The organism is Xanthomarina arctica (genome assembly GCF_014638915.1).
GTDB classification, from domain to species: domain Bacteria; phylum Bacteroidota; class Bacteroidia; order Flavobacteriales; family Flavobacteriaceae; genus Xanthomarina; species Xanthomarina arctica.
The window spans coordinates 458,273-480,314 of record NZ_BMFQ01000003.1; the positions used below are offsets into that span (position 1 = coordinate 458,273).

A 22,042-nucleotide genomic window follows, 5' to 3' on the forward strand; every position below is an offset into this window, starting at 1 on the left:
AGACTTATGGCTAATTTAGAAAAAAAATAAATGATGGATTTGTTTTCTACAGAAAAAACCATTTTTAATCTCCCACAGGCCGAACTTATTTACTTTCCTCAGTTTTATACTCAGATGGAAGCTAGTTCGTTTTTTCACACCTTGATGGAGCAAACTTTATGGCAGCAAGACCAAATTACATTATTTGGAAAAACACATAAGCAACCACGATTAACAGCTTTATATGCTGAAACCAATAGACCTTACTCTTATTCTGGTATCACGATGACACCTCATCCTTTTAATGACATACTATTAAAAATAAAACAAGATGTTGAAGCTATTTCAAAGCATACTTTTAATTCGGTACTACTCAACTTATATAGAGATGGCAACGATAGTAATGGCTGGCATGCAGATAATGAAAAGGAATTAGGCAGTAATCCCGTAATTGCATCTGTGAGTTTTGGAGCAACTCGTAATTTTAAATTTAAACATCGTACTTTAAAACAGGAAAATCACAAGTTGGAATTAAAACATGGTAGTTTATTACTAATGAAAGGAGAGATGCAAAAGTACTGGTTACATCAAATCCCTAAGACTTTAAAACCCACTGAAAAACGTATCAATCTCACCTTTCGATATATTGCATAAAAAAAACCGAGGTCCCTCAACCTCGGTTTAGTTTAATTTGCATCTTTATTATGTAGTTAGATTTAGGGTCTCTAGTATCAACAACATAATGCAAATATTAATTAATTAATCCATTGAACTAAAAAGTAATATTCTAGTACACTTCAAATGTAAAATTATATTTGAATATCAACGTTTAAAAGTCATTAATTTCGATGAAATACACATAAATTTAACATTTGAAGGTAAAATAACACATATATCCGTCCAAATACACAAATAGAAACTCAGAAAATTCAATAATTATATGTCAGATAACATATAATTTTAGACTAATTTTACGTTAAATAGGATTCGTTTAAATCATAATTATCAAAGTTTAAAATTGACTTATCATGAGATTTTTATGATTACTCTCTCCTGAGCTAAAGAAATTGATATTATGAAAGTGCCTGGATATACTAAAAACATTAAATCTAATTATATGAGACTACAGTTTCTAACATTTCTTTTTCTTGGATTAACTAGTACTATTTTTTCACAAGAAATTGTAGTTATAGCTGAGGATATTTCTATAAATAGTATCATTGATGGTACTTTACTAACTCCATCTGCTACGGAAAAACCATCTTTAGCTATCCTTATTGGAGATTCTGGTCCTACGGATAGAAATGGGAATCAGAATTTTCAAAAAAACAATGTTTTAAAAAAACTTGCTGAAGACTTGACTAGTAATGGTGTTGCAACCTTTAGATACGACAAACGCATTGTGAAACAAATTAGAAAAGGTAAGGTAGATAAAAACATCAGTTTCGACAATTTTGTTACAGATGCGGTCTCTATTGTAAATTATTTCAACGAAAAAGGTACTTTTAAAAACATCTATATAATAGGTCATGGTCAAGGTAGTTTGGTTGGCATGCTCGCTTCTAAAGAACATGTTGCTGGATTTATTTCTATAGCTGGATCTGGAAAATCCATTGATCAAGTTATCTTAGAACAAATTAATCTAACTGTCCCAGGACTTACAGAAGAATCTGAAGTGGCATTTCAAATTTTAAAGGAAGGAAAAACTACAACCAACTATCCTCCTGCTCTAGAATCTATATTTAGTATAGAAAATCAAGCTTTTATGAGTAGTTGGATACAGTATAATCCTGAAGAAATGATTAGCGAACTTAACGCTCCAACATTGATTATTAATGGTACCAAAGATTTACAAGTTTCTGCCGAAGAAGCGCAACTTTTAAGTAATGCTTCAAAAAATGGTACCTTATTACTTATTAAAGACATGAACCATGTTATGTTTCCTATTCTTGGAGATGATCTTGAAAACTCCAAATCTTATAATGAGTCCTTTAGAAAAATAAGTCCTGAGTTGGTAACAGCCATTGTTGCATTTATAAAATAAACCTTTCCAATTTTGACCTAAAAAAAGAAAAGCATCCTAAAAGGACGCTTTTCTTAACTAACCAACCAAAAATATGAAATACTACCTTTTTATAAAGTAACCACACTCTGTAAAAAGTTTTTGTGTAGCATCATTTTGTATTATAGTTATTTCAATCATCGTGCCAAACTTAATTTTGTGGTTAACTAATTTATATATATCTTTATGATATCAAATTGATATCATTTTAACCAACTAACTAAATTTATTCACATGAAAGAAGAAAAAATAATCGTTCCAGCGAATGGATACCTTATGCTATTTGTATGCCTTGTATTAATATTTGGAGGAATTACAGCTGCAGTAGTTGCAAAAAGCCCTTGGTTTATATTCGCCATTGTAGCAGGTTTATTCGTTGCATTGGGATTTATAATGGTTCAACCAAATAATTCTAGGGTCCTTTTACTTTTTGGGAAATATGTAGGAAGTATCAAAAAAAATGGTTTTTATTGGACAAATCCGTTTTACACTAAAAAGAAAATTTCACTTAGAGCTAGTAATTTTGATAGCGAGCGTTTAAAAGTAAATGACAAATTAGGAAACCCAATAATGATTAGCACCATTCTAGTTTGGAGAGTTCAAGATACTTACAAAGCGGCTTTTGATGTTGATAATTTTGAGAATTTTGTGCGTGTCCAGACAGATGCCGCGGTTAGAAAATTAGCTAGCATGTACCCATATGACAATTTTGCTGACGAGGGTCTTACTGAAGACATCACACTTCGTTCCAGCGTAAACGAAGTAAGCGAAGCTTTAGAAAAAGAAATTGAAGAGCGTCTATCCATTGCAGGAATTGAAGTTCTTGAAGCTAGAATTGGATATTTAGCTTATGCTCAAGAAATTGCAAATGCCATGTTAAAACGTCAACAAGCAACTGCCATTGTAGCCGCAAGACATAAAATTGTTGAAGGTGCCGTGAGCATGGTTGAAATGGCTTTAGATGAATTAAGTAAAAAACAAATTATAGATTTAGATGAGGAACGAAAAGCAGCTATGGTAAGCAACTTAATGGTTATTTTGTGTAGCGATAAAGATGCGACCCCAATTGTAAATGCTGGAACCTTAAATCATTAATAATAAAAATATGAAAGAATATAAAGTTATTTCCTGGAAAATGGGATTAAGTAAAAATGACGAGCGCTTAGAAGAAGCCCTCAACCAACATGCTATGTCTGGATGGCGCGTAATTCATGTCTCAGAAAATTCGGCTAGGATTGTTTTTGAACGAGAAAGAAACAGATAATCTACAACTTATAAATTATGAAAAAGCTCTCATTATACTTTGCCCTCCTTTTTAGTTTTGTGATGTTTTCCCAAGAAAACATTACTTCCGAAGACATTTTATTAATGAACGACAGCATCCAACTTCCTGGAACTTTAACTTATAATAAGGATTTGAAAAATCAACCCTTAGTTATTTATATTCATGGTTCTGGAAATGTGGACCGGAACGGAAATCAAGCTGGAGTTAATATAAACGGAAATTACATTAAACAATTGGCCGATAGTTTAAATACTAGAAATATTGCTTTTTATAGATACGACAAACGCAGTGCAACCGAAGAAAATTTAAAATTCATGATGGAAAATTTAGATTTTTATGGTTTTGTTGAAGATGCCAATATAGCCATAGCTAATTTTAAAAATGACAAACGCTTTAATAGCATTACATTAATTGGTCATAGTCAAGGCTCCTTGGTCGCTATGTTGGCCGCAGTAAATGGTGTAGATAAATATGTTTCTTTAGCTGGAATAAGCGAAGATATGGGAGATTTCATCATAAATAGCTACCAATTATATAGTGAAGAAATGGGAACTATGGCTAGAGAGCAAATTGAAGAACTTAAAGAAACTGGAACTATTGAAACTGTCAATCCTGCATTGGCTCATTTATTCAGCAAACCAAATCAGCCGTTTTTTATTACTTGGATGGCTTATAACCCTTCAGAAGAAATTAAAAAACTAGAAATCCCTATTCTTATAATTAATGGAACCAAAGATCTTCAAGTAAAAGTTGAAGAAGCAAATAAACTTCATGAAGCGAAACCAGACTCTGAATTAGTGATTATTGAAAACATGAATCACTTATTAAAAAAGATAGAAAAAGATGAGGATAACATGAAATCTTATTATTCACCAGATTATCCATTATCTGAAAAATTAATACATACACTTGATGTTTTTATAAAAAAATAATATGTCAAAAAAGAAAGCCTTTGCGTTAAGAATTAATGAAGAGATGCTGAAAGCTATTGAAAAATGGGCTTCAGACGAGTTTAGGAGCACCAATGGACAGATTGAATGGATACTTATGCAGTATCTAAAAGACAACAATAGAGAACCTAAAAAATCAGAAAAAAAGTGACTTTAAAAGAGTTGCTTTTTTTATACCCATTTATTTTGGTATTTTGCAAGCTCAAATTATAATATATGCAACAAGCTCCTATTTTTACAGACGATACCATTGTTTTTGGACTCCTAATGCTTACGTTAGGTTTTATTTTTTTTACCGAAAATTTAAAAACAGGATTTTGGCCTAAATTTTATAAAATTGTTCCAGGGTTATTTATGGCTTATATGCTGCCTGCTTTATTAACTACCCTAGGACTTATAGCGCCAGAATGGCAAACAACTACAGAGTCGGGAGAGATTGTTGAACATAGCACCAGCTTATATTATGTTTCCAGTAGGTATTTATTGCCTGCCGCTTTGGTACTAATGACTTTAAGCATCGATCTAAAAGCTGTTTTTAACTTAGGTTGGAAAGCCTTAGTCATGTTCTTAACCGGAACACTAGGTATTGTTATTGGAGGCCCAATCGCTATTCTATTAATATCTATGGTTTCTCCAGAAACTGTTGGAGGCTTTGGCCCGGATGCTGTATGGAGAGGACTTTCTACCCTTGCAGGAAGCTGGATTGGTGGAGGAGCAAACCAGACTGCCATGCTTGAAATTTTCGAATACAATCAATCTGAATATGGTAAAATGGTCTTTGTGGATATTGTAGTTGCTAATATTTGGATGGCCATTATTTTAATAGGAATTGGTAGATCGAAAGCCATTGACAAATGGTTAGGCGCCGATAATTCTGCTATAGAATCACTAAAGGAAAAAGTGTCTTCTTTCGAAAAAAGTGTGAAACGAAATCCATCACTTTCGGATATCATGATTATCATTGCTATCGCGTTTGGAACTGTTAGTTTCTCTCACATTTGCGCAAACTTTTTAGCTCCTTTTTTCAAAAATGTCGTGACCAATATAGAATCTCCAACCTTAAGAAACACGTTTACTTTTTTAGATTCACAGTTCTTTTGGATGATTAGTATTGCAACTATCGTAGCCATATTATTATCCTTTACTAAAGCTAAAAATTATGAAGGCGCCGGAGCTAGCAAATTTGGTAGTGTCTTTATTTATATCCTTGTCGCTTCTATAGGTATGAAAATAGATTTAATGTCAATTTTCGATAATCCAGGTTTAATAGCTGTTGGATTGGTTTGGATGACCATTCATGCCGTTCTATTAATTTTTATGGCTAAAATGATAAAAGCCCCTTATTTTTTCCTAGCCGTTGGAAGTCAGGCAAACGTTGGTGGCGCTGCCTCTGCTCCTATTGTAGCTTCAGCGTTTCATTCTTCCTTAGCTAGCGTTGGTGTCCTTTTAGCAGTCCTAGGATATGCTATTGGAACCATAGCTGCAATTGGCTGTACTATTTTAATGAAATTAGCCGCTGGAGGTTAGTATTTAAATTTTTTTTATATGATATTTGCGCTCCAAAATTCTAAAACCTATATGAAAAAGTTAAGCTTATTATTTGTCCTGATTGTTTTAATTTCTTGCGGTAAAGATCCAGATCTTATTGTAAAAGGACATGTGAAAGGGTTACAAAAAGGAACCATTTATCTTGAAAAAGAAAAAGATTCAGCAATTGTTATTGTTGATTCTATGGCTCTTAATGGGACATCGGAATTTGAATTAAAAAGTGATTTGGAATCACCCGAAGCTTTTTACCTGCGTTTAGACAAAAACAACAGTAATGAAACCAATACACGTATTGTGTTTTTTGCAGACAAAGGTATTTCAGAAATTAATACAACCTTAAAAAACTTTGTTCCAGACGCCGTAATTACAGGCTCTAATCAACAAAAAACGTATGAAGATTTTTTAAAAGTCATTCAAAGATATGACGATAAAAATCTAGACTTAATTAAAGAAAATTTTGAAGCTAAAATGGCTAAGGATTCTATAAAGATTGAAGCCAGTCAAGTAGCATTAAATAACTTAACCAAGAGTAAATATTTATATACTGTAAATTTTGCAATTAACAATAAAGATAGTGAGGTAGCACCTTACTTAGCACTTACAGAAATTTACGATGCTCAAATTAAATGGTTGGATACCATAAACAATTCTTTAACGCCAAAAGTTAAAGACTCTAAATATGGTAAAGCTTTAGAAGGATATCTTATTGTTAGAAAATCGGAATAAGAAAAATCTTAACATCTTTTCTAATTTAATTTAAGAAATTATATACGCTTCTTTTAGGTTATTCGTTACTTTGTAGAAAGAGTAATTATATATGACCCTAAACAAGGAATTAATTAAAACTTGGGCTAAACGCCTAACCTACGCTTTTCTGGTGCTTGCTACCATTTTGGCTTGCTTTTATGGCAGTATTTATTTTGGATTTTGGGGTGAAATTCCATCATCTAAAAAATTATCAGATCTCAAGCAAAGTCAAGCTACTCAAGTATTAGACACCCATAAAGACCTTATAGGAAAATTTTATATTTACGACAGGCAATCTATTAGTTACAACGATTTTCCTCAGCATTTAATAGATGCTTTAATTGCTACCGAAGACACCAGGTTTTACGAGCATAATGGGATAGATAACACTAGTTTATTGAGGGTTTTCTTTAAAACCATTTTACTTTCAGACCAATCTTCGGGCGGCGGAAGCACCATAACCTTACAACTCGCAAAAAACCTCTATGGAAGAAAGGATTATGGTTATTTAAGTATTGTTGTAAACAAACTAAAAGAAGGGATTGTAGCCAGAAGAATTGAAAATATTTACTCAAAAAAGGAAATTCTTACTTTGTATCTCAATACAGTTCCATTTTCAGATAATACCTATGGCATTGAAAGTGCTTCTGTAAAATTTTTCAATACAAAAACAAAACAATTAGATTTATCTCAAGCCGCTACACTTATAGGAACCTTAAAAGCTAACAATGGTTATAATCCAAGGCTATATCCTGAAAAATCGCAACAACGTAGAGACTTGGTTATTAATTTGATGAAAAATCAAGAGTTTATTACTGAAAAACAAGCTGCAGATGCCATCAAATCAGATATTGAGTTAGACTATCAATATTACGCTCCAAACCAAGGATTAGCGCCCTATTTTAGAGCCGAAATAAAAAAACAATTAGATTCCATACTTCAGCAGAAAAAATATAAAAATCCAGATGGAGAAAGTTATAATATTTTTCATGATGGGCTTAAAGTCTACACTACTTTAGACAACAACATGCAACGTTATGCGGAAGAAGCCATGCAGGATCATATGGCCAATTTACAGCTTCAGTTTGAAAAAGCCTATGGACAAAATGCTCCTTGGTTAAAAAACAAACCAGCTTATTTAGCTGCAAAAAAACGTCTAACAAAATACAGAGCGCTTAAAAAGCAAAATTTATCGGATCAGGCTATTGAGGATTCTTTAAATAAAACTCATGACACGAAATTGTTCTCTTGGGAAGCGTCTTCCATAGAGCAAATGTCCACACTTGATAGTTTAGAATATTATTCTAAATTTCTAAATACAGGTCTTTTATCCTTAGATCCTTCCAATGGCGATATAAAAGCCTATGTTGGAGGCATTGATTACAGATATTTTCAATACGACCATGTATCGCAAAGCAAGCGCCAAGTTGGCTCCACCTTTAAACCCATTGTTTATACCGCTGCTTTAGAAAACGGTATGGATCCTTGCTCCTATTTTTCCATTAAAGAAGTGACTTATACAGATGTTGATAATTGGACGCCAAAAAATGCCTCTTCAGATGAAGATGAAAATTTACATTATTCTTTAAAATATGCTTTAAGCCGTTCGGTAAATACCATTTCGGTAAAAGTGATTCAAGAAACAGGAGTTAACAATGTAATTGAGCAAGCAAAAGCCATGGGCATTAACAGCAAGATTGAAGAAGTACCTTCCATTGCCCTTGGAACCTCTAATTTAAGCCTAATAGAGCTTGCTAGAGCATATACCTCTTATGTAAACCAAAGTGTCTCTTCAAAGCCTGTTTTCATTACACGTATTGAAGATAAAAACGGGAATGTTATTGCAACTTACGAAGATTTAAACCCGACGAATTCTAAAGAAAAAGCATTTAGTGATGATACTAGACAATTCATGTTGGAATTCTTACAAGAAACCGTTAATAATGGAACCGCTAGTAGATTGCGTTCCAATTACAATTTAACTAACGACATTGCTGGAAAAACAGGTACAACACAAGATAATAAAGATGGTTGGTTTGTAGGTATTATGCCCAAGCTTGTAACTGTGGTTTGGGTAGGGAACGACAATCAACAAATTGGGTTCAGTAGCACTGGCATTGGTCAAGGTGCTAATTCTGCTCTGCCTATTTTTGCGAAGTACATACAAAAACTAAATAGTGATCCGAATTATAAAAACATCACCCAAGCTTCTTTTGAGGCTCCTTCCAAAAAAGTAGCGCAGGCTATGGACTGTGACCTTTCTAAAGAAGAAGGTTTTTTTAAACAGTTGTTTGGCAATGATAAAAAGGAGAAATCTTTTGAAAAAAAGAAAAAGAAAGGCTTTTTCTCTTGGCTAAAAAAGGATAACGACTCCATTTAAAGACTTTTAGATTTAGAATTCTGACATTTAAAATCTTTCAAAATTATATAAAACAAAAAAGTCCAGTATTGCTACTGAACTTATTTTGAGCCGATAGAGGGACTCCCTTCGACGGAGTTTATATTGAGCATAGTCGAAATGCTCAGGGTAAACTTCTCGTCCCTCTCAATATATTAAAACATTTAAAACTTATTAAAACAAAAAAGTCCAGTATTGCTACTGAACTTATTTTGAGCCGATAGAGGGACTCCCTTCGACGGAGTTTATATTAAGCATAGTCGAAATGCTCAGGGTAGACTTCTCGTCCCTCTTATTTATTAAAGCATTAAAAATAGTTTAAAAACAAAAAAGTCCAGTATTTCTACTGAACTTATTTTGAGCCGATAGAGGGACTCGAACCCACGACCTGCTGATTACAAATCAGCTGCTCTAGCCAGCTGAGCTACATCGGCGAAACTGGATGCAAATATAATCGCGAAATTATGATTTGCAAACATTTTTTCTAGTTTTTATCCTAGTTTATTAATTTTTTCAATTAACGTTCTTCCTTTGTCTTCTAGCTCTTTGTTAATAGCCTTAAAATGAGCCTTTTTATCTTCAACACTTCTATCGTTAACTCTAGTAATTAAATCATCGAAGGTAGTGATAGCTTCATCTATAATTTCATCACTCATCTGTGGATCTACTTCTTTGCTTGAATATTCCCAAACATATACTGCTTCAATAATGTCTCCTAATACAAAATTGATATCTTTCTTTAAATCTCTTTTACTCGCCATTTTAAATAATTTATTTTGATGCAAAATTAAACATAAACTTCCAAAAGCTTTGCATTTTTAGAAGTAATTTCAAACTCTGATATATTTGCTGGTACCATAATGGTTTCTCCAGTTTTAATAGACTCTCTATTATTTGGTGTTAAAATTTCTACTTCACCTTCAACGCACATGTAAATTATAAAGGAATCATGTGTGTTTTTAATTTTTAATGATTTATTAATTTTCAAATAGTTTGTTGTAAAATAAGGACAACTTACCATGTTATTAGCTTGATTTTCTTCGTTTTTATATGGAACTCTAAAGTTATTAGGCATATTAAAGTCGAAAGCTTCTAAAGCCAAATCATTATGTAATTCTCTAAAATTTCCTTTTTCATCTACGCGATCCCAATCGTAAACACGATAGGTAACATCACTAGTTTGTTGAATTTCTGCCAACAACACGCCTGCTCCAATAGAATGCACTCTCCCAACTTCTATAAAATAGGTATCTCCTGATTCCACTTTATCAAAATTTAAAATTTGGGTTAATGTTTTATTATGAAGATGTTCTAAATAGATTTCTGAATTCATTGGCTGATTAAATCCAACAATAAGTTTGGAATCTGCCTCAGCTTGCATGACGTACCACATTTCTGTCTTACCAAAAGAATTATGGCGTTTTTTAGAAAGCTCATCGTTAGGATGCAATTGTATGGATAAATCTTTATTGGCATCAATAAATTTAATAAGTAGCGGAAAATTATCACCGAACTTTTCGTAATTTTTCTTTCCTATTAAATCTGCTTTATAAGTACTTAAAAGATGTTTTAAAGATTGATTTTCTAAAGTTCCATTTGAAACCAACGATGTATCTCCTTCTACATCACTAATTTCCCAGCTTTCACCAACATTTGGTAAATGACTCTCTTTATTTAGTAATGTATTTAGTTTTTGTCCACCCCAAATTTTGTCTTTTAAGATGGGATGAAATTTTAAGGGATATAAATTGAACTTCATATTTTTTTTAACAGACTTACAAAGATACTAAAACCTTAGAAGTTTAATATGCTAATTTCCAGAATAACTTACAAAATTACGAGGTGTTTCATAAAGTATGACCTCTAATTCTAGATTAGTATTTAATCTTGGTTTTAGTTTGTTATAAATTACAATTACAATATTTTCGGCTGTGGGATTTAGGTTTTTAAACACCTCAACATCTTCATTTAAATTTTTATGGTCGAAAGCATCTTCAACTTCCTCTTTAATTAAGTCTTTTAAAACCTTCATATCTATAACAAAACCAGTTTCTTTATCAATTTCGCCAGTTACGCTAACAATCAATTCATAATTATGTCCATGGTAGTTATGGTTGTTACATTTCCCAAAAACGGCATCGTTTTTTTCGTTGCTCCAATCCTTCCTGTATAATCTGTGTGCGGCATTAAAATGACCTTTCCTACTTACTGTTACTTTCATTTTTTAGTAATATTAATATGTTCGTAGAATTTATCAAAAATTATCTTAAACCATTCTGTATAAATTTCAGGATGATTTTTAATATCGGTTTTCACATTATCTAAGGTCATCCATTTCCAGTTAGAAACTTCTTCTGGATTGATTTCAGGAGACTCGTTATATGAACCAATCATAATATGATCGTATTCATGTTCTGTCAAGCCATTATCAAAAGGTGCTTTATAAATAAATGAAATAGATTCTTCTAAAGGGGTATGAAATCCCATTTCTTCTTGCAAGCGTCGTTTTCCCGCCTGAATATTGGTTTCACCATCCCGTTGATGACTACAACAGGTATTAGTCCATAATTCTGGAGAATGATATTTATGAGATGCACGTTGCTGTAACATCAATTCATTTTTATCATTAAAAATAAAAACCGAAAAAGCACGATGTAACATCGCTTTTTCATGAGCTTCCATTTTTGGCATTAAACCAATTTGCTCATCGTTTTCATTTACTAAAATAACCTGCTCTTCTATCATGCAAACAAAATTACAAAATAGGTAGTGTTTTTAATGTTGAAACTTGTTTTTTTTAAAACATAATACCCTACCTATATGAAACAGGTAAGGTATTGATTTTATTTTACTATTATTTTATTCCTATTCTTGAATTATAAACATAGATCTACGGTTAAGTTGATGTTCTTGATCCGTACATTCCACGCCATTTGAACATTGGTTTATTAATTGAGATTCTCCATAACCTTTTCCAGACAATCTGCTTTTATTTATTCCATGATCAAAAAACCATTTTAATGTAGATTGTGCTCTACGCTCCGATAGTTTTAAATTATAGGAATCCTTACCTCTGGAGTCTGTATGCGACTCTATGTATATATTTAATTGAGGATACTCGTTTAAGGCAACTAAAATTTTCGCCAATTCTATTTCTGCGTCCGGACGAATATTAGACTTATCATAATCAAAATATATAGGTTGCAGTGTTAATCTGCATCCTAAATCGTTTGGAGGACAAGGATCTGCCAGTTTTAAAGACATGGGAATATTCAACATGATTGGCATTTCCATAGTTTTTGAATCCTTTGGAGTTTCAATAATTTCTTCTCTTGGATTATAGCCTTCTTTTTGAGCTCTAATAATATATTGATTATCACATTCTAGTACAAAAGAAAAAACGGCATCATCACCAGTTTGCACTTTATCGAGTTCGTTATTATTACTATCTAAAAGCGTCACGATGGCATTTGGAATCAATTCTCCCGTAGTTTCGTCTAAAACAGGGCCTTCAATAGTGATTTCGCAACGTTCCCAAATTTGAAAAATATCATCGCTAACACTTCCTTTGTCACCATCGCGGTTGGAAGCAAAATATCCAATTCGGTCTTCTTTTATAATGAAACTAAAATCATCTTTCGAGCTATTGATTGGTTCTCCAAAAGTAGCAATTTCTTCATAGGATTCATCCGTCAATTTTGTGACAAAAATATCCAGACCTCCCATACCCGCATGACCTTCACTTGAAAAATATAAGTTGTTTTCAGCACTTACAAATGGGAATGTTTCTCTAGCAACCGTATTTATTGGCTCTCCCATATTTATTGCAGGACTGTATATACCGTCGCCTAAGATTTTTACATACCAGATATCTGACATCCCTAAGGTCCCTGGCATATCTGAAGCAAAGTAAAGCTTATCTTCTTCTGGACTCAATGCCGGATGACCAACAGAATAGTTGTCGCTATTAAATGGAAGTTCTTTAACATTCCTCCAAGTATCACCAATTTTGGTTGCTTTATAAACTTTAAGTCTGACCACGTTTTCTTTATCTCTTCTTTTTTTACCATCTATAAAATTATTTCTAGTAAAATACATGGTATTACCATCTTTGGTAAATACTGCGGTGGATTCATGATAATCTGAATTGATATCGCCTTTTAATACTTCGGCATTTTTTAATGTCAAATTTCCGTCTAAAGTGGCCTGATACAAATCCAAAAAAGGCTGATTATCCCATCCCGAAAGATCTGCAGATTCATCTTCAAAAGATTTAACAGCACTACCGCTTGAGGTAAAAACGATTAAGCTATCTCCATAAAAAGCAGGTCCAAAATCTGAATATGCTGTATTTACGGCTACTTTCTCAATTTCAAACAACTTGTCCTGAACTCCTTTTTTAAACAAGGTATCCGCTACATTTTTATAAGAAGCGAGAGCTATAGATTTCCCTCCTTTTTCATCATAAATTTTCATTAGCTCTTTAGATTCTTCTAATTGATCAATACTTTTTAGGCATTGGGCTGCCCTGAAATAATCTGTTGTGGTGGCATCATCTGGAAACTCGCTTATTAAATTATAATACCATTTTGCAGCTCCTGAATATTCACTATTAAAGTAATACGTATCTCCAAGTTTTCTATATATCTCCGCAGATTGATAGCCGTTATCGACCACTTTCAAATAAATTTCTCGAGCATCGATATAGTCGTATTTATCGTATTTAATGTTCGCTTTTTCTAGTTTCCCAATTTGAGCAAAAGAGCTTATACTAAAGATACAGCACAATAGGAATAATATTTTTTTATATGAATTCATAATCTGAATGGGTTTAGAAGAATCTTGGGGTTAGAATACGCTCGGTCTTATTGAAAACATCAAAACGTAAAAATATCTCATACGAGCCATTACTATACGCTTGAATATCTGTGGTTTGATAATCGTACCCCATTCCAATAAACATATTATTATTAATTTGAAATCCTGCCATACCACTAAATGCGGCATCCCATCTATAAGCCGCTCCCAATGTAAACTTCTCATTAAACAGGAAGTTTGCTGAAACATCGGCTTGTAGTGGTGCACCACTTACAGCTTTGAACATGGTCGCTGGCTTAAATTTCACATTTTCACTAAGATCGAACACGTAACCGGCAATAAAGAAATAGTGTAAACGCTCTATGGCAACTGCATTTACATTAACATCATCCAAACTACCTGTATTATAATGTTCGGAATTTAAAAAATTTGGAACAGATAATCCCAAATACAATTTATCTGTGTTATAGTAAATACCAGCACCTATTTGGGGCTGAAGTTTTTTATCTACATTGTTTTCAAACTGTGGATCATAGTCATCGTAAATATTTAATTTGTTATAATCTACATCTAGAATATCTACACCGGCTTTTATACCAAAAGATAATCTAGATATTTCAGATAAAACCAAAGAATAAGAATAATCCACAACAAAATTAGTTTCGGCTGATGGACCAATTTTATCGCTTACAATAGAAAATCCCAATCCCATTCTTTTAAGCTCCCCAATTGGGGTATTGAATGTTAAGGTTCCCGTTTTAGGAGCACCATCAAAACCTACCCATTGCGTTCTATATAACAAGCCTACACCAAGTGTTTCTTTAGACCCTACATAAGCCGGATTAACAATTTGCGTGTTGTACATGTACTGCGTGTATTGCGGGTCTTGTTGCGAAAAGCTTAAATTAACACTAATAAAAGCTACTAGTAATAATATGTAATATTTCATCGATTTGAGTTTTATTAGTTTCTTTTAATGTATAAGTATCCTTCGTTGGTTAAGGCCTCGTCTTCCGTTAAAATTCGTGTTAAAATGTAGAAATATGTTCCTGTAGGTAATTCTTCATTTGCACTAATAGTAACTCGTCCCTCAGATATGCCTGTAAAAACATTTCCGTTTATACCATAACCATCGGTTTCGTAAACTAAAACTCCCCAGCGATTAAATATTTTAAGGTTGTTATTTGGATAATATTCTATTCCTACAATTTGAAAGAAATCATTTAACCCATCCCCATCTGGAGAAATTCCATTAAATATTTCAAATTCTTCATCGGCTGTATCTGGCAGAACGGTAATTGTTGGATCATCAGGTTCTCCATCATGATTCGCATCAACATCATCCAGATTGTTTGGATCATCAGACATATCTGTCACTATATTATCAGAGATATCATAGCCTGTTACAATGGCTTGATTAACGACCATCTTATTACTAATGTCTAAACTTGTTAATGTATAAGTTGCGGTAAAAGTGGTATCGTCCATTTCTCCAGGTAATAATTGAGGAATTGGCAGACCTTCTATGTGAATACCAGGAAGTGCGTCTTCTATTGAAATGTTATACAATGTAATTTGACCTGTATTGTATATAGTAAAGGTATAGGTTATGGTTTCTCCTACTTGAGCTCCCCCACTCCCATTATCGTCATTAAACACCCCTACTTTTTCAAGAGAAAGAGAACCTAAGTTACATAACATTGTTACAGTAGGATCATCTTCCATGATACTGTCGTCATCGGAAAGATCTGATACCGTTGAACCATTCCTCACATCTATTCCAGTTACGGTAGCCTGATTACTTACCCATCCTAAATCAATATCTGCTTGAGTAACTGCATAATCTCCAGTATACATCCAAGTTTCATTCACATCTAATTCATTATCTGAATCATTATCTCCTGACGCTACAGCCATGTAACCGCCCAACATAGGGTCGTACAATTCTACTGTGGAAATGCTGGTATTTCCTTGGTTACTTACTGCAAATGTATAGGTGATTGTTTCTCCTAAATCAATACAGTTATTCCCATCACTATCATTAATTTCTGCCGTTTTCATTAGAGCGATATCTGTCCGTTGGCATAAATTAGTTTCGGTAGCTTCATTTTCTACGCTACTATCATCATCTGATAAATCTGAAACGGTTGAACCATCTATCACATCAATTCCTGTTACGGTAGCTTGATTACTTACCATTCCTGCGTCGATATCTGCTTGTGTAATGGCATAATCGGCTGTGTAAATCCATGTTTCATCGACATCTAATTCGTTATCCGAATCATCATCTCCTGATTCTAATGCTATCACTCCTCCTAGCATCGTATCTTCTAATAAGACATTGGTGATTGTTGAACTTCCTTCGTTGGTTACTGTAAACGTATAAGTGATTGTTTCTCCTACATCGCTACATCCATCGGCATTACCATCATTAAATACTCCGGTTTTGATTAAGGCGATATCTGTTGATTGACATAAAGTGGTTTCCGTAGGATCGTTTTCTAAGATATTATCATCATCTGATAAATCTGATACGGTTGAACCATCAATCACATCTATTCCAGTTACGGTAGCTTGATTGCTTACCATACCTGCGTCGATATCTGCTTGTGTTATGGCGTAATCGGCTGTGTAGATCCAAGTTTCATCAACGTCTAATTCGTTGTCTGAATCGTCATCTCCTGATTCTAAAGCTATCATACCTCCTAGCATCGGATCTTCTAATACGACGGTTGTTATAGTGGAACTTCCTTCGTTTGTTACGGTAAACGTATACGTGATTGTTTCATCTACATTGCTACATCCATCGGCATTACCATCATTAAATACTCCGGTTTTGATTAAGGCGATATCTGTTGATTGACATAAAGTGGTTTCCGTAGGATCGTTTTCTAAGATATTATCATCATCTGATAAATCTGATACTGTTGAACCATCAATCACATCTATTCCTGTTACGGTAGCTTGATTGCTTACCATACCTGCATCGATGTCTGCTTGGGTTATGGCATAATCGGCTGTGTAAATCCATGTTTCATCGAGATCTAATTCACTATCTTCATCGTAATCGCCAGATTCTATTGCAATTACCCCTCCAAGCATGGTGTCTTCTAAAACTACAGTGTTAATTGTAGTGTTTCCGTTGCTGGTTACTGTAAACGTATAAGTGATAGTTTCACCTACATTGCTACATCCATCGGCATTGGCATCATTGAATTCGCCTATTTTAATTAGTGAGATTTCTACCGATTGACATAAAGTTGTTTCGGTAGGATCGTTTTCTAAGATATTATCATCATCTGATAAATCTGAGACAGTTGAACCGTCTATCACATCTATTCCTGTAACGGTAGCTTGATTGCTTACTATTCCAGCATCAATATCTGTTTGAGTAATGGCATAATCTGCTGTATAAATCCATGTTTCATCGACATCTAATTCGTTGTCCGTATCGTCATCTCCTGATTCTAATGTAATCTCACCTCCCAACATGGTATCTTCTAAAACGACTGATGTAATTGTTGAATTTCCTTCGTTGGTAACGGTAAACGTATACGTGATTGTTTCACCTACATCGCTACAACCATCGGAATCTCCATCATTAAACTCGCCTGTTTTAATTAAAGCGATATCCACCGATTGACATAAAATAGTTTCTGTTGGATCGTTTTCTACAATACTATCATCATCTGAAAGATCTGAAACGACTGTTCCAGCAATAGCATCAATTCCTGTTACCGTAGCTTGGTTACTGATTATTCCTGCGTCTATATCCGCTTGAGTAATGGCATAATCGGCTGTGTAAATCCATGTTTCATTGACATCCAATTCGTTATCTGAATCGGTATCTCCTGATTCCAAAGCAATTACACCTCCTAACATTGTGTCTTCTAACACGACCGTGGTAATTGCTGAAGTTCCTTCGTTGGTAACTGTAAAGGTATACGTGATTGTTTCATCTACATTACTACAACCATCAGCATCGGTATCATTAAATACGCCTGTTTTAATTAAAGCGATATCTGTTGATTGACATAAAGTGGTTTCCGTAGGATCGTTTTCTAAAATGTTATCATCATCTGATAAATCTGACACGGCTGAACCATCTATGGAATCTATTCCTGTTACGGTAGCTTGATTGCTTACCAAACCGGCATCAATATCTGCTTGAGTAATGGCATAATCAGTTGTGTAAATCCAAGTTTCATTAACATCTAATTCGTTATCTGTATCGGTATCTCCTGATTCTAAGGCAATCACACCTCCTAACATGATGTCTTCCAAAACGACATTGGTAATTGTTGTAGTTCCTTCGTTGGTAACAGTCAACGTATAAGTAATTGTTTCACCTACATCGCTACATCCATCGGCATTACCATCATTAAATACACCCGTTTTAATTAAGGCGATTGATTGACATAATCCTGTGTTAGTAGCATCTATATAGCCGCCATACACTTCAATTGAATTAATTACACTAGCAAGTGATGCAACCGTAATTTGTACTTCATCAAAACCTAAAGCTGTATTAAAAGCCACCACATAAAACGCGTCAGGTGACGTTGGTGTAATATCTACTAATCCTAAAGCTTCTAATGCTAATAAATTAGTAGCTGTTCTCTGTTCTTGTTGAACATTATCAAGATATGTTGTAATGGTAATAGAATTCAATAAATCTACTTCTAACAAATCGTTCGTATCTCTAATTACAAATCCTGTACGAGTTCCTGCTGGATAATCTGTAAGGACGTCTTGCACTGAAATAGAGGCATTCCCGGCAACACCAGCAACGACATTAATCATAGCATAATCGCTATTCTCTTCAGAGATCACATTTTGTGAATTATCTACTTCGCAAGCCGCACAAATTAGTCCGTCAGTTCCTGTTCGCATATTATTGATAACTACTGGATCATTCGGATTAATCAAAACATAAGGTGCATCGCAGATTATAGTTCCTGGACAGAATGTTTCGAGAACCATACCATAGACACGGGTGCTTCCTAAATTTAAAGAAACTAATTGCGATAATGTTATTTGCACTTCATCAAAAGGTGCCGTTGTTACAAATCCCACTCTAATAGATTCGCTACCCGTAAGTAGCAACCCTGAATCTACAGGTAGTAATTCTGTAACTCCTGTTTTAGATTCAACCAAGGTTCCATCTAAATATGTAGAAATGGTTATAGCATCGAATAACTGTGTGTTAAGGAGTGTGGCATTTTCAATATCAAACCCTGCATAAGTCATTGCTGGATATTCTGCAAGTTGATCTTTAACAGCTAATGATGCTGTAGCTGCAATACCTGTAAGTAAATCTATTGTAGCATAATTACCAGGGTTTGAGTCTATAACTCTACTCGTATTATTTACGCTTCCTACAGTTAATAATCCACCTGTACCTGTATGCTCATTTACAATTCTTACTGGAAAAGTTGGTTTAATTAATGAAGTTGGGGTATTACATTCCAAGTCAGGACCTGCACAAAAGCTATTTGTTACTGCATAATATACGTTGGTTGAAGAAATAACATTTAGAAGACTAGAAATTGAGATTTCAATAGCATCATAATCCATTGTTGTATAAAAACCTACGTAATATTTATCTGTCCCTAGTAAAGAACTATTTACAACTGCTAAAGAAGATGTTACAGTTGACTCCTGCTCAATACCGTCTAAATATGTTCTAATTTCTATAGTTTCTAATAGATCCGCTTGAAGAATAGTGCTGTTCTTTATTAAGAATCCAGCATAACCTCCTCCCGTAAAAAATTCACCTGAAGTTTCATCAGTTACTGTTAGTGAATGTGTAACACCCAAACCAATTAATGTTGAAACTGTTGCATAGTTATCACTATCTGCATCGATAATATTTTCTTCGTTAAAAATTCCGCAGCCTACTACGCAACCACCTGTTGTATTTTCAGCAATAGTTAAATCTGTAAAACCTGTAGCTGTAATGGCGACCGGTTGTTCTGTATTACAAGGCACTGGGTATTGTACACCATCTGTATATACAATAAATTCGGCAGTACTTTCACATCCAATGTCGTCTGTTACTGTTACAAAGTATGTTCCCGGAGATAAGTTACTTATGGCATTGGTTGTTTCTCCTCCAGGACTCCATAAATAAGTATATGGCGGTGTACCTCCTGATACTGTAACAGATAGACTTCCATCTGAAAGTCCTAATACTGTTTCATTTATAACCGTCCCTGTTATTTCAATTGATGTATCGACATAACTTCCATAAACTTCGATACTATTTATAGCAGAAACTAGTGCACTTACTGTAAGTCTCAATTCATCGTATTCTGTACTAGTTGTAAAACCTATTAAGTAAAAACCATCTGTAGATGCTGGCGCTATATTAATTAAGCCCAAAGCTTCTAATGCCAATAAACCACCTGCTGTTTGGGTTTCCTGCTGTGCTCCATCTAAATAAGTCGTTATCGAAATAGAATTTAATAAATCGACTTCTAGTAAGTCATTCGTATCTCTAATAACAAAACCAGCTTGACTTCCTGCAGGAAATGTGCTTAAAACATTTTCAACTGAAATAGACCCTGTATTTGCCACGCCAGCTGTAATATTTATCATTGCAAAATCTGAATTACTTTCACTAATAACATGAGTTGCATTATCAACTTCACAACCTACACAAGCTATACCATCTACGCCGGTATTAACATTATTAATAATTACTGGCTGCAATGGATTACTCAACACGGTAGCTGTAGTACATTCCAGTGAACCTTCGCAAAAAGATTCTATAACCAGGCCGTAAACTCTTGTACTCCCTAAATCTAATGAAACAGTTTGGTGAATGCTTATTTGTACTATATTAAAAGGAGCTAATGTTACGAAACCAACCTGAGAACGTTCGGTTCCTGTAAATAATAAACCACTATCAGCAGATATTAATTCGGAACCTCCAGTTTGAGTTTCCTGCAAGGTGTTATCTAAATAAGTAGAGATAGTAATACCGTCTAAAAGATCTAAATTTAATACAGATGCATTTTCAATATTAAAGGCAACGTACGCATTCTCTGGATAATCTCCAAGCTCATTTTTTACAGCCAAACTTCCTGTTGCGAAAACACCTAAAGTAAAATCTATACTTGCATATGTATTGGTATTAGAATCGATGGCATTACTAGCATTATTAACACTACCTAAACTTAAAGCTCCATTTATGCCTGTATGTTCTTCGGATATTCTTGCAGGAAAATCAGGTTTTGCAAACATGGTTGGCGTATTACACTCCAATGTTGGGCCTTCACAAAAACTATTGGTTACAGCATAATAAACTTTCGTTGTAGATAAAACACCTAAAAAACTTGAGATAGAAATCTCTATAGAATCGAAGTCATCATTCGTATAAAAACCAACATAATATTGATCACTACCTAATAACCCGCTATTAACTACAGCCAAAGTATTACTTGAGTTTGACTCTTGAATATCACCATTTAAATAAGTTCTTACAGTTATTTTATCAAGTAAATCTACCTGCAAAATAGAAGTGTTTTCAATTAGGAATCCCGCGAAACCTCCACCGTTGTAAAATTCATTTACCGTATTATCAGTTACAGATAATGTATGTGTAACCCCCAATCCAATTCTCGTAATTATAGAAGCATAATTGGTTTTACTTGCATCAATTAAATTAGCCTCATTATAGATTCCACACGTAAAAAGACATATGCCGGACGTATCTTCTTCAACAGACAAACCTGTATAGGTTGGCGATATTAAAGGAACAGGCGAATCTGTATTACAAGGAATTGTAACAGGAGGCATAAAATAATTACTTATTTTTTCATAGATATCACCACCTCTTACAGTTGTAAATGAAAATAAGATTAATGATAAGACACTTAAAAAGAGAAGTGATTTTGTTTGTGTAAAAAGTTTTTTAAAACCTAAATACGGAAAAGTAGTTTTGCTCATAATTCATGACGGTTTGGGATTCGAATTTTAAATATGAAACAGCTTATCAAGCAATAAATTCAGCAGATTTGAAGTGCAAAAAGCACAACATTAAGACAATAGCAATGGCCATACTGAATTTAAAGTACTAATTATGTTTCAGTTATTAATTAATTAATTCTTAGGGAGAAAAATTTAACAACTAAAAATGATTGTAAAAAAAAAATGTTAATTAATTATACATAAATCAATAATTATGTAATTTTTATTAAGAATTCTAAAACAATTTAACAATTTTTTTTACGATTAAAAGTTTAAATGCT

General features: G+C 33.7%; 16 protein-coding genes and 1 tRNA gene. 9 read left to right on the forward strand and 8 right to left on the reverse strand.

Translation table 11 applies throughout. The features are described from left to right. The first annotated feature begins 30 nt into the window (after positions 1-30). The 9 genes from IEV77_RS13280 to IEV77_RS13320 all read left to right on the forward strand — a co-directional run bounded on the left by IEV77_RS13280 (position 31) and on the right by IEV77_RS13320 (position 8,951). Complete coding sequence (locus IEV77_RS13280; protein ID WP_188465623.1) at positions 31-633, forward strand: alpha-ketoglutarate-dependent dioxygenase AlkB family protein; 603 nt, start codon at positions 31-33, stop codon at positions 631-633. Positions 634-1,096: 463 nt separating this feature from the next. Further along, a complete protein-coding gene (locus tag IEV77_RS13285; RefSeq protein WP_188465625.1) occupies positions 1,097-2,023 on the forward strand; it encodes an alpha/beta hydrolase in 927 nt (308 codons plus the stop codon). Between the two features lie 252 nt (positions 2,024-2,275). Then, entirely contained in the window at positions 2,276-3,136 is an 861-nt protein-coding gene (locus IEV77_RS13290; RefSeq protein WP_188465627.1) for an SPFH domain-containing protein, read from the forward strand. Between the two features lie 10 nt (positions 3,137-3,146). Then, a complete protein-coding gene (locus IEV77_RS13295) occupies positions 3,147-3,305 on the forward strand; it encodes a DUF4177 domain-containing protein (RefSeq protein WP_188465629.1) in 159 nt (52 codons plus the stop codon). A gap of 17 nt (positions 3,306-3,322) precedes the next feature. Continuing rightward, positions 3,323-4,258 carry an alpha/beta hydrolase family protein gene (locus IEV77_RS13300; protein ID WP_188465631.1) on the forward strand — a complete coding sequence of 312 codons (936 nt, stop codon included), beginning with the start codon at positions 3,323-3,325 and terminating at the stop codon, positions 4,256-4,258. Between the two features lies 1 nt (position 4,259). Next, positions 4,260-4,427: a type II toxin-antitoxin system antitoxin gene (locus IEV77_RS13305; RefSeq protein WP_188465633.1), complete on the forward strand. Its 168-nt coding sequence runs from the start codon at positions 4,260-4,262 to the stop codon at positions 4,425-4,427. 65 nt (positions 4,428-4,492) lie between these two features. Further along, the gene (locus tag IEV77_RS13310; protein WP_188465635.1) at positions 4,493-5,803 is read left to right on the forward strand and encodes a DUF819 family protein; all 1,311 of its coding nucleotides are present in this window, start codon (positions 4,493-4,495) and stop codon (positions 5,801-5,803) included. 51 nt (positions 5,804-5,854) lie between these two features. Further along, a complete protein-coding gene (locus tag IEV77_RS13315; RefSeq protein WP_188465637.1) occupies positions 5,855-6,550 on the forward strand; it encodes a DUF4369 domain-containing protein in 696 nt (231 codons plus the stop codon). A 91-nt stretch (positions 6,551-6,641) separates the two neighbouring features. Then, on the forward strand, positions 6,642-8,951 hold the full coding sequence (locus IEV77_RS13320) for a transglycosylase domain-containing protein (protein ID WP_188465639.1): 2,310 nt from the start codon (positions 6,642-6,644) through the stop codon (positions 8,949-8,951). A gap of 378 nt (positions 8,952-9,329) precedes the next feature. Here the strand turns inward: IEV77_RS13320 and IEV77_RS13325 are convergent. The 8 genes from IEV77_RS13325 to IEV77_RS13360 form a co-directional block, all read right to left on the reverse strand. After that, positions 9,330-9,403, reverse strand: a tRNA-Thr gene (locus tag IEV77_RS13325). Positions 9,404-9,460: 57 nt separating this feature from the next. Next, positions 9,461-9,730 carry a hypothetical protein gene (locus IEV77_RS13330; RefSeq protein ID WP_188465641.1) on the reverse strand — a complete coding sequence of 90 codons (270 nt, stop codon included), beginning with the start codon at positions 9,728-9,730 and terminating at the stop codon, positions 9,461-9,463. A gap of 26 nt (positions 9,731-9,756) precedes the next feature. Continuing rightward, positions 9,757-10,728: a type I phosphomannose isomerase catalytic subunit gene (locus IEV77_RS13335; RefSeq protein WP_188465643.1), complete on the reverse strand. Its 972-nt coding sequence runs from the start codon at positions 10,726-10,728 to the stop codon at positions 9,757-9,759. Between the two features lie 51 nt (positions 10,729-10,779). Next, the gene (locus IEV77_RS13340; protein WP_188465645.1) at positions 10,780-11,190 is read right to left on the reverse strand and encodes a 6-pyruvoyl trahydropterin synthase family protein; all 411 of its coding nucleotides are present in this window, start codon (positions 11,188-11,190) and stop codon (positions 10,780-10,782) included. Then, positions 11,187-11,714: an isopentenyl-diphosphate Delta-isomerase gene (gene idi / locus IEV77_RS13345; RefSeq protein WP_188465647.1), complete on the reverse strand. Its 528-nt coding sequence runs from the start codon at positions 11,712-11,714 to the stop codon at positions 11,187-11,189. Before idi ends, IEV77_RS13340 begins: the two co-directional genes overlap by 4 nt. A 120-nt stretch (positions 11,715-11,834) precedes the next feature. Beyond that, the gene (locus IEV77_RS13350) at positions 11,835-13,787 is read right to left on the reverse strand and encodes an OmpA family protein (RefSeq protein ID WP_188465649.1); all 1,953 of its coding nucleotides are present in this window, start codon (positions 13,785-13,787) and stop codon (positions 11,835-11,837) included. A gap of 13 nt (positions 13,788-13,800) precedes the next feature. Next, positions 13,801-14,736: a PorP/SprF family type IX secretion system membrane protein gene (locus IEV77_RS13355; RefSeq protein WP_188465651.1), complete on the reverse strand. Its 936-nt coding sequence runs from the start codon at positions 14,734-14,736 to the stop codon at positions 13,801-13,803. Between the two features lie 14 nt (positions 14,737-14,750). Next, on the reverse strand, positions 14,751-21,740 hold the full coding sequence (locus tag IEV77_RS13360; protein ID WP_188465652.1) for a CLIPPER-2 domain-containing protein: 6,990 nt from the start codon (positions 21,738-21,740) through the stop codon (positions 14,751-14,753). Between the last annotated feature and the right edge of the window lie 302 nt (positions 21,741-22,042).

Bases quoted from the DNA above. Each gene is read 5' to 3' on its own strand.
- IEV77_RS13280 (WP_188465623.1), top strand. From the start codon at position 31: ATGATGGATTTGTTTTCTACAGAAAAAACCATTTTTAATCTCCCACAG.
- IEV77_RS13340 (WP_188465645.1), bottom strand. From the start codon at position 11,190: ATGAAAGTAACAGTAAGTAGGAAAGGTCATTTTAATGCCGCACACAGA.
- IEV77_RS13290 (WP_188465627.1), top strand. From the start codon at position 2,276: ATGAAAGAAGAAAAAATAATCGTTCCAGCGAATGGATACCTTATGCTA.
- IEV77_RS13350 (WP_188465649.1), bottom strand. From the start codon at position 13,787: ATGAATTCATATAAAAAAATATTATTCCTATTGTGCTGTATCTTTAGT.
- IEV77_RS13300 (WP_188465631.1), top strand. From the start codon at position 3,323: ATGAAAAAGCTCTCATTATACTTTGCCCTCCTTTTTAGTTTTGTGATG.
- IEV77_RS13355 (WP_188465651.1), bottom strand. From the start codon at position 14,736: ATGAAATATTACATATTATTACTAGTAGCTTTTATTAGTGTTAATTTA.
- IEV77_RS13295 (WP_188465629.1), top strand. From the start codon at position 3,147: ATGAAAGAATATAAAGTTATTTCCTGGAAAATGGGATTAAGTAAAAAT.
- IEV77_RS13315 (WP_188465637.1), top strand. From the start codon at position 5,855: ATGAAAAAGTTAAGCTTATTATTTGTCCTGATTGTTTTAATTTCTTGC.
- IEV77_RS13285 (WP_188465625.1), top strand. From the start codon at position 1,097: ATGAGACTACAGTTTCTAACATTTCTTTTTCTTGGATTAACTAGTACT.
- IEV77_RS13335 (WP_188465643.1), bottom strand. From the start codon at position 10,728: ATGAAGTTCAATTTATATCCCTTAAAATTTCATCCCATCTTAAAAGAC.
- IEV77_RS13320 (WP_188465639.1), top strand. From the start codon at position 6,642: ATGACCCTAAACAAGGAATTAATTAAAACTTGGGCTAAACGCCTAACC.
- idi (WP_188465647.1), bottom strand. From the start codon at position 11,714: ATGATAGAAGAGCAGGTTATTTTAGTAAATGAAAACGATGAGCAAATT.
- IEV77_RS13310 (WP_188465635.1), top strand. From the start codon at position 4,493: ATGCAACAAGCTCCTATTTTTACAGACGATACCATTGTTTTTGGACTC.
- IEV77_RS13305 (WP_188465633.1), top strand. From the start codon at position 4,260: ATGTCAAAAAAGAAAGCCTTTGCGTTAAGAATTAATGAAGAGATGCTG.
- IEV77_RS13330 (WP_188465641.1), bottom strand. From the start codon at position 9,730: ATGGCGAGTAAAAGAGATTTAAAGAAAGATATCAATTTTGTATTAGGA.
- IEV77_RS13360 (WP_188465652.1), bottom strand. From the start codon at position 21,740: ATGAGCAAAACTACTTTTCCGTATTTAGGTTTTAAAAAACTTTTTACA.